The organism is Frankia alni ACN14a, assembly GCF_000058485.1.
Taxonomy (GTDB): Bacteria; Actinomycetota; Actinomycetes; order Frankiales; family Frankiaceae; genus Frankia; species Frankia alni.
On sequence record NC_008278.1, the window covers coordinates 5,125,011 to 5,140,597 of the forward strand.

At 75.2% G+C, this 15,587-nt stretch carries 12 protein-coding genes; 4 read left to right on the forward strand and 8 right to left on the reverse strand.

All coding sequences use genetic code 11. From position 1 onward, the window contains the following. Nucleotides 1-119: 119 nt before the first annotated feature. The 3 genes from FRAAL_RS20645 to FRAAL_RS20655 all read right to left on the reverse strand — a co-directional run bounded on the left by FRAAL_RS20645 (nucleotide 120) and on the right by FRAAL_RS20655 (nucleotide 2,672). A complete protein-coding gene (locus FRAAL_RS20645; protein WP_011605850.1) occupies nucleotides 120-932 on the reverse strand; it encodes a response regulator in 813 nt (270 codons plus the stop codon). Further along, nucleotides 929-2,149 carry a sensor histidine kinase gene (locus tag FRAAL_RS20650; protein WP_011605851.1) on the reverse strand — a complete coding sequence of 407 codons (1,221 nt, stop codon included), beginning with the start codon at nucleotides 2,147-2,149 and terminating at the stop codon, nucleotides 929-931. Before FRAAL_RS20650 ends, FRAAL_RS20645 begins: the two co-directional genes overlap by 4 nt. Before the next feature lie 112 nt (nucleotides 2,150-2,261). Then, nucleotides 2,262-2,672: a hypothetical protein gene (locus FRAAL_RS20655; protein ID WP_011605852.1), complete on the reverse strand. Its 411-nt coding sequence runs from the start codon at nucleotides 2,670-2,672 to the stop codon at nucleotides 2,262-2,264. Between the two features lie 306 nt (nucleotides 2,673-2,978). Here FRAAL_RS20655 and FRAAL_RS30625 point away from each other — a divergent pair, with 306 nt between their 5' ends. Next, nucleotides 2,979-6,554: an AAA family ATPase gene (locus FRAAL_RS30625; RefSeq protein WP_157892168.1), complete on the forward strand. Its 3,576-nt coding sequence runs from the start codon at nucleotides 2,979-2,981 to the stop codon at nucleotides 6,552-6,554. 69 nt (nucleotides 6,555-6,623) lie between these two features. Here FRAAL_RS30625 and FRAAL_RS20665 read toward each other — a convergent pair whose 3' ends face one another. The 3 genes from FRAAL_RS20665 to FRAAL_RS20675 form a co-directional block, all read right to left on the reverse strand. Beyond that, a complete protein-coding gene (locus tag FRAAL_RS20665; protein ID WP_231861140.1) occupies nucleotides 6,624-7,391 on the reverse strand; it encodes an SDR family oxidoreductase in 768 nt (255 codons plus the stop codon). 402 nt (nucleotides 7,392-7,793) lie between these two features. Continuing rightward, on the reverse strand, nucleotides 7,794-8,555 hold the full coding sequence (locus FRAAL_RS20670; protein WP_011605856.1) for a class I SAM-dependent methyltransferase: 762 nt from the start codon (nucleotides 8,553-8,555) through the stop codon (nucleotides 7,794-7,796). A gap of 206 nt (nucleotides 8,556-8,761) precedes the next feature. Next, complete coding sequence (locus tag FRAAL_RS20675) at nucleotides 8,762-9,640, reverse strand: TIGR03621 family F420-dependent LLM class oxidoreductase (protein WP_197537219.1); 879 nt, start codon at nucleotides 9,638-9,640, stop codon at nucleotides 8,762-8,764. Between the two features lie 209 nt (nucleotides 9,641-9,849). On the opposite strand from FRAAL_RS20675, the gene FRAAL_RS20680 reads away from it, so the two are divergent. Next, entirely contained in the window at nucleotides 9,850-10,515 is a 666-nt protein-coding gene (locus FRAAL_RS20680; RefSeq protein ID WP_157734472.1) for a YdcF family protein, read from the forward strand. Nucleotides 10,516-10,542: 27 nt separating this feature from the next. Next, nucleotides 10,543-10,935, forward strand: coding sequence for an RNA-binding S4 domain-containing protein (locus FRAAL_RS20685; RefSeq protein WP_011605859.1), 393 nt, complete (start codon nucleotides 10,543-10,545; stop codon nucleotides 10,933-10,935). Between the two features lie 86 nt (nucleotides 10,936-11,021). Here FRAAL_RS20685 and FRAAL_RS20690 read toward each other — a convergent pair whose 3' ends face one another. After that, entirely contained in the window at nucleotides 11,022-12,140 is a 1,119-nt protein-coding gene (locus FRAAL_RS20690) for an MBL fold metallo-hydrolase (RefSeq protein WP_162137483.1), read from the reverse strand. A 548-nt stretch (nucleotides 12,141-12,688) separates the two neighbouring features. On the opposite strand from FRAAL_RS20690, the gene FRAAL_RS20695 reads away from it, so the two are divergent. Beyond that, on the forward strand, nucleotides 12,689-14,311 hold the full coding sequence (locus tag FRAAL_RS20695; RefSeq protein WP_041939564.1) for an MFS transporter: 1,623 nt from the start codon (nucleotides 12,689-12,691) through the stop codon (nucleotides 14,309-14,311). Nucleotides 14,312-14,354: 43 nt separating this feature from the next. Here the strand turns inward: FRAAL_RS20695 and FRAAL_RS20700 are convergent, their stop codons facing one another. Next, nucleotides 14,355-15,284 carry a universal stress protein gene (locus tag FRAAL_RS20700; protein WP_231861142.1) on the reverse strand — a complete coding sequence of 310 codons (930 nt, stop codon included), beginning with the start codon at nucleotides 15,282-15,284 and terminating at the stop codon, nucleotides 14,355-14,357. Nucleotides 15,285-15,587 lie beyond the last annotated feature (303 nt).

Sequence of the window (15,587 nt, forward strand, 5' to 3'; positions counted from 1 at the left end):
GTATGGACCTGCCTCCTCCTGTGGTCGCAGTCCGCCGGTCGGAGACCCGGGGTGACGGGGACCCGGGGTGACGGGCCGCGCAAGGGCGCAGGCGCCGACGGTGGACAGTCGACGGCGGGTCAGTTCGGGCGGGGGCGCACCAGCCCGTGGTCGTAGGCGAAGACGACGGCCTGTACGCGGTCACGCAGGCCGAGCTTGCGCAGTACGGCCGACACGTGCGTCTTGACGGTCGCCTCGGTGAGCACGAGCTCGGTGGCGATCTCGGCGTTCGACAGGGCGAGCGCGACGAGCCGGAGCACCACGGCCTCCCGCTCGGTCAGCTCCGCCAGCCCGCTGCGCGGCCGGGCGCCCCACTCCCCTTCCCCTCCGACCCCTGCGGCGTCGGGCGGGGAGATCCCACGGACCGGGCGGCCGAGGGGGCCTGGGCCGGCGCGGCGACGCCCGGCCGGACCGTCGGATGCCGGGGCCGAGGCATCGGCGACGGAGGGCAGCGTCCGCGCGAAGCGGTCGAGCAGCCGCCGCGTCACCGTGGGGGCGAGCAGCGCGTCACCGCGGAAGACGACGCGGACCGCGTCGACGAGCTCCGCGGGCCGGACGTCCTTCAGCATGAAGCCGCTGGCGCCCGCCCGCAGCGCCGCGAAGACGTACTCGTCGAGGTCGTACGTGGTCAGGATGATGACCCGCGCCGCGCTGCCCGAGGCGGCGATGCGCCGGGTCGCCTCGATCCCGTCCATCGTCGGCATCCGCACGTCCATGAGCACGACGTCGGGTTCGCGCCGGCCGACGAGCTCGACCGCCTCGGCCCCGTCGCCGGCCTCGCCGACCACCTCGATTCCGGGCCGCGCATCGAGGATCAGGCGAAACCCGCCTCGCACCAGCGCCTGGTCGTCGGCCAGCAGCACCCGAACCGCCTGGGTCGCCTCGGTCGTCATGCCGACCTCCCGCCGGGTTGGGTCGGCAGCGGAAGGCTCGCCCGGACCCGGAATCCGCCGCCGTCACGCGGGCCGACCTCCAGGCTTCCGCCGAGCACGGCCGCGCGTTCCCGCATGCCGATGATGCCGTGCCCGCCGCCCATGGCCGTCGGTGCCGGCACCGGCACCGACGCGGTGGTGGTGGTGGCCGCGCCGGTGGGGGCACCTGTGGTGGGCCAGGGGGTCGGCGCGTCGCCGCCGAGGAACCCCACGCCCGGCGTGCCGACGCCGTCGTCGACGATCTCAAGGTCGAGGGTGGTCGCGGTGTAGGCGAGGGTGACCTCGACGCGGGACGCGCGGGCGTGGCGCAGGGTGTTGGTCAGCGCCTCGCCGACGATGCGGTAGGACGAGACGTCCACCCCGGCGGGCAGCGGACGGGCCTCGCCGACCACGCGGACCGCGACGTGCAGCCCGGCGGCGCGCAGCGGCTCCCCCAGCTCATCCACCCGGGCCAGGCCGGGCTGCGGGCGCACCGGGCCCGCCTCCTCGCCGCCGGGACGGACGACGGCGAGCAGGCGGCGCAGCTCCGCCAGGGCATCCCGACCGGTGGTCTCGATCGAGCGCAGGGCGCGGCGGGCCTGGTCGGGACGGATGTCGAAGACGTCATCGGCGGCCGCCGCCTGCACGATGATCACCGACACGCTGTGCGCGACTATGTCGTGGATCTCCCGGGCGATGCGGGCCCGTTCCTCGGCGACCGCCCGCCGGGCCTCCCCCTCGATGGCGGTGCGCCGGTTACGGGCGATCTCTCCGATGGCCCAGGCCGCGATGGCCAGGACCATCGTGAAGAAGGTGTCCTCACGGCTGGCGGTGGCGAAGTCGACCGTGCACACGCCGAGCAGCGCGCCCAGCGCGGGCAGGGACTGCAGCGGCGGTCGGGCGGCGGCGAACGAGCTGATGGCGATCAGGGCCGCGATCGGGATCACGACCGAGGGGACGAGGATCTGGATGACGAGGCCGCCGACCAGCGCGACGCCGAGCGCGGCTCCGGGCCGGGTACGGCGCCAGTACAGCGCGAGCGACTGGCCGACCCCGAACGGCAGCCCGAGGACGATCAACACCGATTCCCGGGTGCGGTCGTGCTCGTCGAGCACCACCGCGACCAGGAACAGGCCGAGCAGGAGCACGATCCCGAAGTCGGTGGCGCGCCGCAGCCGCCCGCGCCATCGCCCGCCCATCGTCCGATCATGCCGGACGCCCCCGCCGGCGGACACGGCGTCGCCGCCGCGGCCTGGTACCCGCCGACGAGGCGACGAACCTCGGCGCGTTGCCGTCCCGCCTGTACGCGGCCTAGTAGCTGTGCTGGGACAGCACGGCGGCGACCTTCTGCGCGCCCCCGAGATGGACGCGGGGCACCTCGAAACGCCACGCCGTCCCGTCATGGAGATGAATCTCGAACACGCCGGCCACTTTTGCCCTGTTGAGCTGGGCGAGTCGCACGGCGGGCCGCGGCGCCGCCGCGATCACCGTTTCGGTGGGCTTCGGCCGGAAGGCGCCCCGCCTGGCGGCGAACAGGATCAACTCGCCGGGGAACACACCGAGATAGCCGATCTGGCCCCGGGCCAGCACCGCGCCGTCCGCGGAGGCGCTCGCGGCCACGGCCGCGCCCACGGCGCCCCCGATCGCACCGCCCACCGCCGATCGGATCATGCCCATCGGCTCGACGAACGTGCCCACGATCGCCACGCGGTGATTCGCCATGTCAGCCCTCCTGTTACTCGTCCTGGTGCGCTCGTCCTGGTGCTCGTGCGGCCGGGATGCGCCTGACGGCCGTCGCCGACCGGTTCCGGCCCCGGCTGTCGGCCGTCAGGCGTGCCGCAGATGTGCCACCGGCGTGCCACGGGCACGCAACGAGGGCGCCACCGTCGGTACGTCGCGCTGGCGACAGGGCGATCCGCGGGCGCCTGGCCGTTCCTAGGATCGGCGGGAGTGGCCACGTTCGGCCGCATCGGCATGCCGCGCGGGGGCTTGGCGTGCCGCGCGGGGCATGGTGGGGAGAGGGCGACGTTGGCACTGGACCGCGTGGGTTCCGCCGCAGTGCTGCCCCACCCCGTACCCGCGCTGCCCTACCCTGTACCCGCACTGCCCCAGCCCGCACTGCCCCAGCCCGTGCTGCCTCGCCCGGTCGCGCGTCCCACCGGCGAGGACCCGGCCCGGGAGCCGGGCGCCGCGGAGGTATTCGTCGGGCGCCGGGAGGAGCTGGCGCTGCTGGCCCGGCTCGCGGCGCGGGCGGCGGCGGGGCGGCGCCAGGTCGCCGTCGTCTCCGGCGAGGCGGGGATCGGCAAGACGTACCTGTGCGAACGGGCGGCCGAGCAGGCCGAGCAGGCCGGTATGGCGGTCGAGTGGGGACGCTGCTGGCCCTACGGCGGCGCGCCGCCCCTGTGGCCCTGGCCCGCGCTGCTGGCCGCGGTGAGCGGCGCGCCGGGCGGCCATCCGCTGGCCGAGGGGCTTGGTGGCGCGTCGGCCGCACCCGAGCGGTTCACCCGCTTCCAGGCGGTCGCCGACCTGGTGACGCGGCGGCTGGCCGGCCGGCCCACCATGATCGTTTTGGACGATGTGCACGCCGCCGACGCCGACGCCCTGTTGCTGACCCGCTTCCTCGCCCGGGTGCTGGACCGGGTTCCGCTGCTGCTGGTCCTCACCCGCCGTCCCGACGGTCAGGGCGATCCGGCGCTGGCCCAGCTCGCCGCCGACGTGGAGCGGGAGGCGACGGTGCTCGCCCTGCGCCGGTTCACCCTCCCCGACGCGCAGGACTATCTCGCCGCGCACGGCCTGCACGACCCGCCGGACGCCGACGCCCCTCCGCTCGGCGACGGCGACCCGATCGGTGCTGGGCATCGTCCGGGACAGGACCTGGCCCGGACGGTGCTCGCCATCACCGGCGGCAATCCGCTGTTCGTCAGCCGGGTCGTCGCGCACGGCTCCCCGCAGGCGGGTCTCGCCGGCGTGGAGCAGGCGGTGGCCGACAGCATCGGCCGGCTCGACGCGGACAGCCGCCGAACACTGGCCCTGGCCGCCGTGCTCGGCCGGACCGTGGCCGTCCACGACGTCGCCGCGCTGGCCGGTCGGCCCGTCCTCGTCGTCCTCGACGACCTCGCCGACGCGCGGCGGATCGGGCTCGTCGAGCCAGCGGGCACCGACCGCTTCCGGTTCGGGCACGACGTCATCCTCGGCGCCGCCGCCGCGACGCTGCGGCCACGGGAACGCCTGGACGCCCATGCCGCCGCCGCCGCTCTGCTCGGCGGATCGAACCGGGCGGACCGGCTGGCGCTACGCGCCCATCACGCGTTGCAGGCGGCCGCCCGCTCCAGGCAGGACGCTCAGCGCGCCGTCGGAGCCTGCCGGGCGGCGGCCCGCTCCATGCGCCGCGGCTTCGACTACCAGCAGGCTGCGGCGCTGCTCGACGCCGCCGTCGCCGTGTCCGATCCGTGGCCGGCCATGACGGGACGGGCCGCGCTGCTGGTCGAGCGGGCCGAGGCGATCCTCGCCTGCGGCCGGCTGTCCGCCGCCCGCGACGCCTTCGCCCGCGCGGCCGAGGCCCTCGACGGAGCCGACGACCCGATCCTGCTGGCCCGCGCGGCGCTGGGCCTGGGTGGCGTCTGGCTCAACGAGCACCGCGATCCCGTCGACCGTCGACGCGTGCTGGCCCTGCAACGCAGCGCCCTCGACGCCCTGGCCGCAGCCGCGACGGCGGACGGCGGGGTGGCGGCGGACGGCAGACCATCGGCGGACGGCGAGGCGACGGGGGCGGGGGCGGGGGCGGCGAGTGTCCCGGCCCTGCGGCAGGTGGTGTCGCTGCGGGGGCGCCTGGCGGTCCGGCTCGCCGCCGAGTCGGTCTACGACGGCGCGACGCCCGCGCGGGCGCTGGCGGAACTCGCGGCGATCCGGGCGACGGGCGACGCCGCGGCCCTGGCGGAGGCGCTGTCGCTGACCCATCATGCGATGCTCGGACCCGAGCACAACCCGGTGAAGCTGGCCCTCGCGCAGGAGCTGCTCACGGTCGCCGCGAGCAGCGGGGACGGCATGCTGGCGCTGCTGGGACTGCTGTGGCGGACGGTGGACCTGTTCCACCTCGGCGACGCGCGGGCCGAGCGGTCGCTCGCCGAGCTGCGGGCGCGGGCCGACGCCCTGGCCTGCCAGAGCGTCCTCTACATCGTCGCGGCGATGGACGTCATGCGGCTGGTGCGCGCGGGCCGGCTGGCGCAGGCGGAGGCCGCGGCCGGCACCTGCCTGGAGCTCGGCCTGGCCGTCGGGGACGCGGACGCCGAGGCGTTCTACGGCGCCCAGCTCGCCAGCATTCGCTGGATGCAGGGCCGCGACGGGGAGCTGCTCGACCTCGCGGCCGAGGCGGCCGCCTCCCCGACGCTCGCCGCGGGCGACTTCGCCTTCGCCGCGGGCGCCGCGATGATGGCGGCCCGCGCCGGCCGGCTCGACGAGGCCCGCAGCGCGCTGCACCGGCTCGTCGCCGCCGGCGGCGGGCTGGCCGCCCTGCCCACGTCCAGCAGTTGGCTGACCGGAATGGTCGCCGTCGCCGAGGCCGCCTGCCTGCTCGACGAGCGGGCGATCGCGGAGCAGGTCCGTGGGCTCGTGGAACCGTTCGCCGACCTGCCCGTCATGCCGTCGCTCGCCGTCACCTGCTTCGGCTCCACCGAGCGAGCGCTCGGCCTGGTCGCCCTGGCGCTCGGCGACGCCGACGGGGCCGTGCGCCACCACGAACGCGCCGTGGCCGCGAGCCGGCGGTTCGGCAACCGGCCGGGCACCGCCCTGTCCCGCGTCGACCTCGCCGCCGCCCTGACCGCCCGGGCCGGCTCCGGGGACCGCGCGCGGGCGCGGACGCTCCTGGCCGCCGCGCACGCCGAGGCGGTGACGATGGACCTGTCGGTCCGCGCCGCCCAGTGGGCCGCCCTGCTGCACGCGGCCGACGCCTCCTCCTCCCCCGATGAGCCCGCGGCCGCCGATGCCGAGCCCGCCGGCGCCGAGCCCGCCGGCGCCGAGACGACCGCCGGGTCGTCGATCCCCACGACCGAGGCGGGGGGCGCCGGCCGCACGGGAACGTTGACACGTCAGGGCGACGGGTGGCTGCTGGCCGCAGACGGCCGGCAGCTGTTCCTGGGGGACCTGCAGGGGCTGCGCTATCTCGCGGTGCTGGTGGAACGCCCCGGCGAGGGGGTGACGGCGCTGGCCCTCTGCGGCGCGGTGCCGTTCGACGCCGGCCACCATGAGGTGGTTGACCGGCAGGCCCTGGACGCCTACCGGCGGCGGCTGCGCGAGCTCGACGAGGAGCGCCAGGACGCCGAGGCCGACGGCGACACCGACCGGGCCCGCGCACTCCAGGCCGACTGGGACGCCCTGACCGACCACCTGCGCACCGTCGCCGGCCTCGGCGGGCGCAGCCGGGCGTTCCACACCTCGGCCGAACGCGCCCGCACCGCCGTGCGCAAATCGGTCAGGCGCGCCCTGGACGCGATCACCGCCGCCGATCCCGACCTCGGCGCCGAGCTGCAGGCCACCATCATCACCGGCCTGACCTGCCGCCACATCCCCGCGACAACCAGCCCACGCCACTGGACCGTCCGCCGCTGACCGGTCGGCGAAGCCTGCGTGACCGCCAGGTGAGCAAGCCCACCTGTGACCAGATGGAACAGACTCTTTCTAGCGCACCTGCTCGGTGGGGCGGATGAGCATCTCGTTGACGGCGACGCGGCGGGGGCGGGTCACGATGTAGGCGATCGCGTCGGCGATGTCGTCCGCCTGGAGTTTCTCGACGTCAGCGAAGACGCGCATCGCCGTCTCGCGGATCTCCTCGCGCAGGTGGTCGGCCAGCTCGGTCACGACCGCGCCGGGCTCGACCACGGACACCCGCACGCGTCGTTCCGTGACCTCCTGACGCAGCGACTCGGTGAAGGCGTTCACGCCGAACTTGGTCAGGTTGTAGACGCCGGAGTTCGGCGTCGCCCGCCGGCCCGCCACGGAGCTGATGTTGACCAGGTCCGCCACGTTGCGGGGGCCGGAGTCGGCTGCGGTGAGCAGGTGGGGCAGCGCGGCGTGCGCGACGTACAACAGGCCCTGCAGGTTGAGCGCGACCATTCGGTCCCACTCGGCGGTGGGTGCGTCGACGATCGGGCCGAGCAGCATGACCCCGGCGTTGTTCACGACGGTGTCAAGGCGGCCGAGTTCGGCGACGGTCCGCTCGACCGCGTCGATCGCCTGCCGCTGGTCGGTGATATCGGTACCGACGACGAGAGCCCGCCCGCCCTCGCCCTGAATCTCGGCGGCGAGCTGCTCCAGCCGGTCCTTGCGGCGCGCGACGAGCGCGACCGCCGCACCCCGGCGGGCCAGCTCCCGACCGGTCGCGGCCCCGATGCCGCTGCTCGCCCCGGTCACGAACGCGACGGTGCCGGTCAAATCCTCAGCCATCATGTCCTCCTGCGCCTGCTCGCTGGCACGCATTCGTGCTCGACGAGGACGCTATTGCTTCGAGTGCGCACCAGGTCAAACGCCGGCGGCGCCGGTAGGCGTGTCGGGGGATTCGCGCCCTGGTCCGCCGCCGTGCCGCGGGTCCTCGACTCGCGTTCCTCTGACCCGCCAGGTCGGGCCCGCCGCGAAGTCCCCCGACGCGCTGAAGAACGTCCTGAACCACGGGCCGTCGCAATGGGCGTCGAACGCGGGCACGTCGTTACACGCCTCGTGGAATGGGAAGCCTTCCTCCTGCGCCTGCCGGACGTTACGCATGCGTGCCGGTGAGGAAGTTGGTTCTTCGGGCGCGCGTCGGGTCAACGCCGGGGATGCTGTCCCCCGAAAGGAGCCGCGGCGCACGTCAGGTCATTGCGGGCGGCGGGCCTCGATGAGGAAGCGGGTGGTGCGGGCGGTGAACGGACCGGTCGTGCGGATCCGCTCGTGCAGCTCGGCGAGGCGCCCGCGGTACCGCTCGACGGTGAACCCGGGAACGATCCAGATCACCTTCCGCAGGAAATAGACGACGGCGCCGACGTCGCGGAACTCGGTGTGCAGCGTTTCCATCCGCAGGTCGACGACCTCCAGTCCGGCGGCCCGGGCGGCGTCGCGCGCGCCGTCGGGATGGCGCCGGCCACGCACCGCGGCCGGCTGGGGCCCGAGGAAGTACTCGGTCAGCTCGCCGACGCTGGCCGGGCCGACCTGCTGGGACAGGTAGCCGCCGCCGGGGCGCAACACCCGGGCGATCTCCGGCCAGCAGGTCGCCAGCGGGTGCCGGCTGACGACGAGGTCGAACGTCGCGTCGGCGAACGGCAGGGTGTGATCACTGTCCGCGGCGACGACAGGGACGCCACGGGGGCGCAGCAGCGCCGTCGCCCTCGCGATGTTCGGCGGCCAGGACTCGACGGCGACCGTGCGCCGCGCCAGGTGCGCGACCCCGGCGAGCACCTCACCGCCGCCGGTCTGCACGTCGAGGGCCGCGTCGGCGCGGGCCATCCGCTCGCCCAGCAGGCGGGCATACCCCCACGACGGCCGCTGCTCGCTGGCCCGGCCGTCCAACCAGGAGAAGTCCCAGCCGTCGACGGGCACCGCCGCTGCCTCGTCGACCAGCTCCTCGAATCCCCGTGGCATCGCCCGATCGTGGCAGACAGCTCGACCGCTGACGACCGAGTTTCCGCCGTCACCGATCTCACCCGCAGCGGCCCACAACCACGGCCACGGCCACGGGCACGGGCACGGCCCGACCATGCGGCCACGGCCACGGGCACGGCCCGACCATGCGGCCACGGCCGGACCCACGAACCGGCGGTGCCGCGCAACCGCCGGACGGTGGCCGGTCAGTCGCGGCGCAGTGCGGCGATCACCGGGGCGAACGCCTCCAGCGCGGGCTGCAGGACGGTGACGTAGGTGATGCCGAACCGTTCACGCAGGCCGCGCACCTGGTCGGCGATCTCGTCGACGGTGCCGACCAGCAGCGCCGGGACCGTGGGGATCTCCTCGGCACTCAGGTACGGCAGCCGGGACGCCCAGGCGGCCAGTGCCGCCTCCCGGTCGTCGGTGACGGCGACATCCTGGACGAGCAGGTTGCGCTCCACCTCGCCGGCCCGGTCGCCGGCGACCTTCTCGAAGAACGCGATCCGCTCGGCGAACGCGGGGCCGGACAGCAGCCGCAGGTTCGCCGGGTTCGCCGGGTCGGCGGCGCCGCCGGTGAACGCGGCGACGTTCGCCCGACGCGCCGCCAGGGTGAGCATCCGGTCCCCGTTGCAGCCGACGACCAGCGGCACCGGCCGCTGCACCGGCTGCGGCGCATGGGCGGGGTCGCCCAGCGCGCCGTACACCGCGTCGATGACCCGCTCGAGGGTGTCGACGCGGTCCCGCGCGGTGCCGAACGGGATGCCGGCGGCGGCGAACTCCTCGGCGACGTAACCCGTGCCGACGCCGAGCTCCAGGCGCCCCGCCGTCAACACGTCGGTGGTCGCCACCTCGCGGGCCAGCAGCACCGGACTGTAGAAGGCCGCGTTGAGGACGAAGGTGCCCAGCCGCAGGCCGGTGGCGGCCCCGGCCGCAACCAGCGCGGGGAACGGTGCGGGCAACCCGAGGTGGTCGGGGATGAGCAGCACGTCGTAGCCCAGCTCCTCGGCCCGGCGGGCAGCCGTCGACCACTCCCCCGGCGCCGAGACCGCGAGCATGTTCACCCCGAACCGGAACGGCCGCACGGTCGACTCCCCCTCTGGCGAGCCTGCCGTCGTCGCGCCGGTTCCCGGGGCTCCCCGCCTGCGCATCCACACCGATCGGCAGCGTCACGATCATCCTACTGCGCCGACGACCGCAGCATGATCGTCTCCTGTCGTGGCCCGACAGGAGCGCTCACCGCATCACGTCCGAAAAAGACCGAGAGCGGCCAGGCGCGGTGTTCTATGGAGTCGTGACAGCGACCCGGCCCGCCCGCACGCGGCCGTGGGTACGGCGGCTTCGCGCCGTCGCCGCCGTCGCCGGTGTGGCGGCCGCCCCGGTCGCCGTCGCCGAGGCGCTGCACTGGCGGGCGTCGCGCCAGCTCCGCGGCCGTGGGCGCGGTCTGCCCGCGAGACGGGGCGCTCAGGCGGTCGTCGTCCTCGGTTTCCCGTCGACCCGTGCGGGCACTCTGCATCCGCTCCAACGCTGGCGCACCGAGATCGGGGTGCGTTCGCTCGCTCCGGACGCGGGCAGCCGGCTGATCTTCACCGGCGGCGGGCCGCCCGGCGCGGTGACCGAGGCGGAGGCCATGGCCGGGTACGCCCGCGATGCGCTCGGCGTGCCCGCGGAGAAGATCCGGCTGGAGACCTCGGCCCGCAACACCTGGGAGAACATCACGTTCGCACTGCCGTTCGTCGAGTCCGCGGACACGGTCGCGATCGCCTCGGATCCGCTGCACGCGGCGCGCGGACGCCGGTATCTGCGCCGGCTGCGGCCCGAGCTCGCCGCCCGGGTCGTCGCCACCGACGACTACCGGTTCCTCGACCACTGGTGGCTCAAACTGCCCATCGCCGGCTACGAGATCGCCCGGGCCGCGGTGCGCGTGGCCCAGCGCCTCGCACCGGCGCGGGCGGCCTGACGTCACCCGGGTTCGTAGAGTCGCGCCATGACACCGCCGGAGGACTCGGTCCGGGCCGATACGTGGATCTGGTGCGTGCGGCTTGTCAAGACGCGCTCGCAGGCGACGGAGGCCTGCCGGGCCGGGCACGTCCGGCTCAACGGCGAGCGGATCAAACCCGCGCACCTGGTCCGTGCGGGCGATGAGATCCGGTTCCGGCTGGCCGGTCGGGAGCGGATCGTCATCATCACGAAGGTGCTGCGCAAGCGGGTCGGGGCGCCGGTCGCGGCCGAGTGCTTCGTCGACCACAGCCCCCCGGTGCCGCGCGACCCGACTCCAGCGGTGGCCGTGCGCGACCGGGGCGCCGGCCGACCGACCAAGCGCGACCGCCGGGTGCTCGAACGGCTGCGCGACCAGCCCCGCCCGCCGGGGCCGCTCTGACCGTCCGGCGGCCCCGACCGTCCGGACGATCGGCGGCCCCGGACGATCGGCGGCCCTGGCAGGTAGGCGGGCCCGGCAGGTCGAGGTCAGGCGTCCCGGCAGGCGGCGGGCTCGGCCGCGGGGTTCGTCGTGGCGAGCTCGCCGGCCACCGCCTTGATGTTCGCCCGCTGGAGATCCGGCAGCGTGGCGACGGGCGGGTAGCCGGGATGGTTCCGTTCGATCACGGCGATGATCGAGTCCTGTTCGGCCGGGGTGACGGTCGCGCCGCCGGGTGAGGCCGGGGCGATCGCCGCCCGGACCAGCTCACGGAACTGGTGCAGGTAGGACCGCTGCCGGGCGATGAGGTCGGCCGGGCGCCCGGGCCCACCGTGACCGGGGTGAAGGGTCACCGCCTGCGGGAATCGGGCCTGCACCTGGTCGAGTTCGCCGAGCCAGCCGCAGGTGTGGCCCTCGATGAGGGCCGGGGTGGCGCCGTTGGAGACGAGGTCACCGACGAACAGGTCGCCGGTGGCCGGGACGTAGTAGACGGTCGCGTCGCTCGACTCGCCGGCGCCGAACTCGGCGGTGCGCACCTGGGTGCCGCCCACGTCGACCGTCGCACCCGGCGCGACGACGTGGTCGGGCAGGGTCAGCCGAGCCGCATAGTCCGAGTGGGGCAGGGCCCGGGTCTGGTCGTAGTAGCCGAGGGGATCGGTGCGCATGACGGCCACGGTGGCCTGGGAGGCGTAGACCGGCGCCGTCGGGAAGGCCTGGTGCAGCACGCCGATCCCGCCCACGTGGTCGGGGTGCGGATGGGTGATCAGGATCGCGGCCACCGGCTGGCCCGTGCGGCGGATGGCGGCCACGGCCTGCCGCGCGTCGGTGAGGGATCGCCCGGTGTCCACGACGAGCAGGCCGGCCGAGGTCCGCAGCCAGAGCGTGTTGACGGACCCCGGGTTCGGCGAGGCGTACCGCCCGACCTGACCCGCTCCTGCCGCCGAACCCGCTACCACCGCACCTGCTCCCGCCGATCTGGCCGGGGCCGCCGGCGTCGCCCGGGCCGGACCGTCCGCGCTCGCGCAGCCCGCGGCCAGCGCGACGGCGCAGCCCAGCGCCACCGCACCGGCGGACCAGCGGGACCGGCCGCGGCCGGCACGACGGCGTCCGCGCAGACCGGGCACCCGCCGCCACCAGGAGTGCTCCACCGGCTGCGCGGTAAGCCCCACCAGCCATGCGGTAAGCCCCACCGGCCGCGCGGCGTGCCCCGCGGGGCGCCGGGTGTGTCCCGCGGGGCACTGGGTGTGTCCCGCGGGGCACCGCCCGGTGTCACCAGGGGGCGGCCCGGTGTGCTCCGTCCGCGTCCGCGGCCGGCGCCCTCGTCGTCCTGTGTCGATCGCCATCGTCGTCCCGTCGAGGTCGGGCGGCCGCTCCGACCAGGCCGGAGGGACCGCAGGCGGCTCCGATGCGATAGGGAACGATCCCTAACATCGACGCGATACCCAGATACCGCGGGACGAATCACCTCTCGGCGGGCAGGCCGGCCCGTCCCACCGATGGGATCAGAACGACCGCGGTCATCTATGACTTTTCCGTGACCGGGCATACGGGAAGTGCCAACCTCACCTACGCCGGCCCACCTCCGCCGACCCACCTCCGCCGACCCACCTCCGCGGCCCTGCCACCGCCGCACCCGGTCCAGTCACCTCGGGCCGTCGCGAAACGTCGGAGCAATGCCGCCCGCGGCACAAGGATGTTCCAGGCCTCAAGGAGAACCATGGATCGGAAGTGGTGGACGCTGCTGGTCGTCTGCGGCGCCACGTTCATGCTGCTGCTCGACGTGACGATCGTGATCGTCGCGCTGCCCGAGATCCAGAGCGGTCTGGACGCCGGCTTCGCCGACGTCCAGTGGGTCATCGACGCCTACGCCCTGACCCTGGCGGCGCTGCTGCTGACGGCCGGCTCGCTCGCCGACCTCTACGGGCGGCGCCTGCTGTTCGGCATCGGCTTCACGATCTTCACGGCGGGGTCGCTGCTGTGCGGGCTCTCGCAGTCGGCGCTCATGCTGATCATCTCTCGGGGCGTGCAGGGCGTGGGCGGCGCCGTGCTGTTCGCGACGTCGCTGGCGCTGCTCGCCCACAGCTTCCGCGGCCGCGACCGGGGGATCGCCTTCGGGGTGTGGGGCGCGGTCACCGGCATCGCCACGTCGCTGGGGCCCATCCTCGGCGGCCTGATCACCAGCGGGATCAGTTGGCGGGGCATCTTCCTGGTCAACGTGCCGATCGGGATCGTCGCGGTCGCGCTGACGGTGTGGAAGGTCGAGGAGTCGCGGCCGCCGGCGGCGCACCGGCCCGACTGGCCCGGCTTCGCGGTGCTCACCGCGGGGCTGGTCGGCGTGGTCTACGGCCTGATCCGAGCGGGCGAGACGGCCTGGTCGGACACGGGCGTGGTGGTCAGTCTGGCCCTGGGCATCGCGTTCCTCGTCGCGTTCGTCGCCGTGGAGACCAGGGTCGCAAACCCGATGTTCGACCTGTCGCTGCTGCGCACCCCGACGTTCCTCGGCGGGTCGCTGGCCGCGGTCGCGATGAACGGCTCGCTGTTCGCGATGTTCGTCTATCTGGTCCTCTATCTGCAGAACGACCTGGGCTACTCCGCGCTCGGGTCGGGCGTGCGGCTGCTGATCGTGAGTGCGGGCAGCTTCGTCGCCGCGACGGCGGCCGGACGGCTGAGCAGCGTGGTGCCGGCGCGTTGGCTCATCGGCCCCGGCCTGGCGCTGGTCGGCGTCGGCCTGCTGCTCATGGCGGGCCTGGACGCGGGCAGCTCCTGGACGCATCTGATCCCGGGCTTCGTCCTGGCGGGCATCGGCAGCGGGATGGTGAACCCGCCGCTGGCCTCGACGGCCGTCGGGGTGGTGCCGCCGGCGCGCTCCGGCATGGCCTCGGGCGCGAACACCACGTTCCGCCAGATCGGCATGGCGATCAGCATCGCGGCCCTTGGCTCGATCTTCGCGGCTCGGTTGGAAAGCGGCATCAACGGTGCGCTGCGGGGGGTCCCGGCGCTGCGCGGGCAGGGTGGGCAGATCGCCGACACGCTGCGCCGCGGCGACGCCGACCAGCTCTTCGCCGCCACCCCACCGAGCGCCCGCGGCCCGCTGGCCGGCGCGGTCAAGGCCGGCTTCGCGGGTGCGATCAACGACCTGCTCATCGTCACCGGGGTCGTCGCGCTCGTGGGCGCGGTCTGCGCGCTCCTCCTCATCCGCCGCAAGGACTTCGTCGCCCAGGGCCCCGTCGATCCCACTCCGGCCGGCGGCAGCTCGGCCGGCAGCAGCTCGGCCGGCGGTGCCAGCACGGACTCCCGGGCTCCCTCGGCCGTCGGCTCGCAGCCGCGACCGGGCGACTGACCGCTGCGGCGTTGCCCGTCGTCCGGCCGGATGACGGGCCCGATCAGCGGATGGGGTCGGGGATGACCGCGACCGGGCAGCGCGCATGGTGCACGCACTGGTGGGCGACCGAGCCCAGCAGCAGGCCGGCGAAGCCGCCGTGACCACGGCTGCCGAGCACGAGCAGCCGGGCGTCGACGGCCTCGGCGAGCAGGCTCTGCGCCGGCCCGCCAAGCGCCAGCCGGGTGTCGAGGGTGACGGCCGCCGGCCCCTCGTCCGCCGGTGCCCTGGCGGCCAGAGCCCGGGCCGGCATGGCCCGGGCGGGCAGCCCCCGGTCGGGCAGTCCGCTGGTGACACAGTCGTCGAGGACGGCGTGCGCGGCCTGTTCGAGCGCCGCCCGGTCGCGGGCGGCGCGGTGACCGGGTGGCAGCAGCGGGGTGGGCTGCCAGGCGTGGACGACCCGCAGCGGTGCCGCGTGCAGCGCCGCCTGCCCGGCGGCCCAGCGCAACGCGGCCAGCGACGCCGCCGACCCGTCCACGCCGACGAGCACGGGCCGGTCGTCGTCGTCCTCGGCGGCCCGGCCGTCCGCCCGGACGACGACGACCGGCCTGGTCGCCTGGTGCAGGCAGGCCGCGGCGACCGACCCGACGAGGTAGCGGCGCAGCCGACTGGTCCCCCGGTAGCCGACGACGATCATGTCCGCGCCGGCGCCGGCCGACAGCAACGCCTCGACCGGGTCGGCGTAGACGGCCCGCTCGGTGACGGGCACCGGGCGACGCGGATCCCGAGTCCGCTGGACGCATTCCCGCAGCAGCGCCAGGGCGGTCCCCTCGACCGTGTGGGGACCCGGCGCGTAGGCGCGGTCGAGCACCTCGCGCGGGCAGTCGTCCGCCGTCCAGGCGAGGATCGCCTCGAGACGGTCCCCACGCAGCCACGCCTCCCCGGCGGCCCAGCGCAGAGCCGCGTCGGCGTCCCTGGATCCGTCCACTCCCACCACGACGCACCCTGACACGGAAACTCCAGATCCCCGGTAGCCGGCTCCGGTGTTCTCTCCTCCAGGGTGCCCGCCGCGGCCCGGGTCGGCGAGTGCGCCCCGGCCCCCGCGGGGGATCCGAACGGCCCGCCGTCGTCGGTGCGTTCGGCCGCCGAGTCCTCCCCGTCCGGGGGATACCGCGCCGCCGGCGGACAGCCGCGGCTGGCCCGATCGGGGCAGGCCGTCCACCACCCGCCCCGATCGAGTGGGGCAGCGGTCCGCTCGGGGGCGTGGTTCGGCGACGCGGCCGGTGACGCCGGTGTT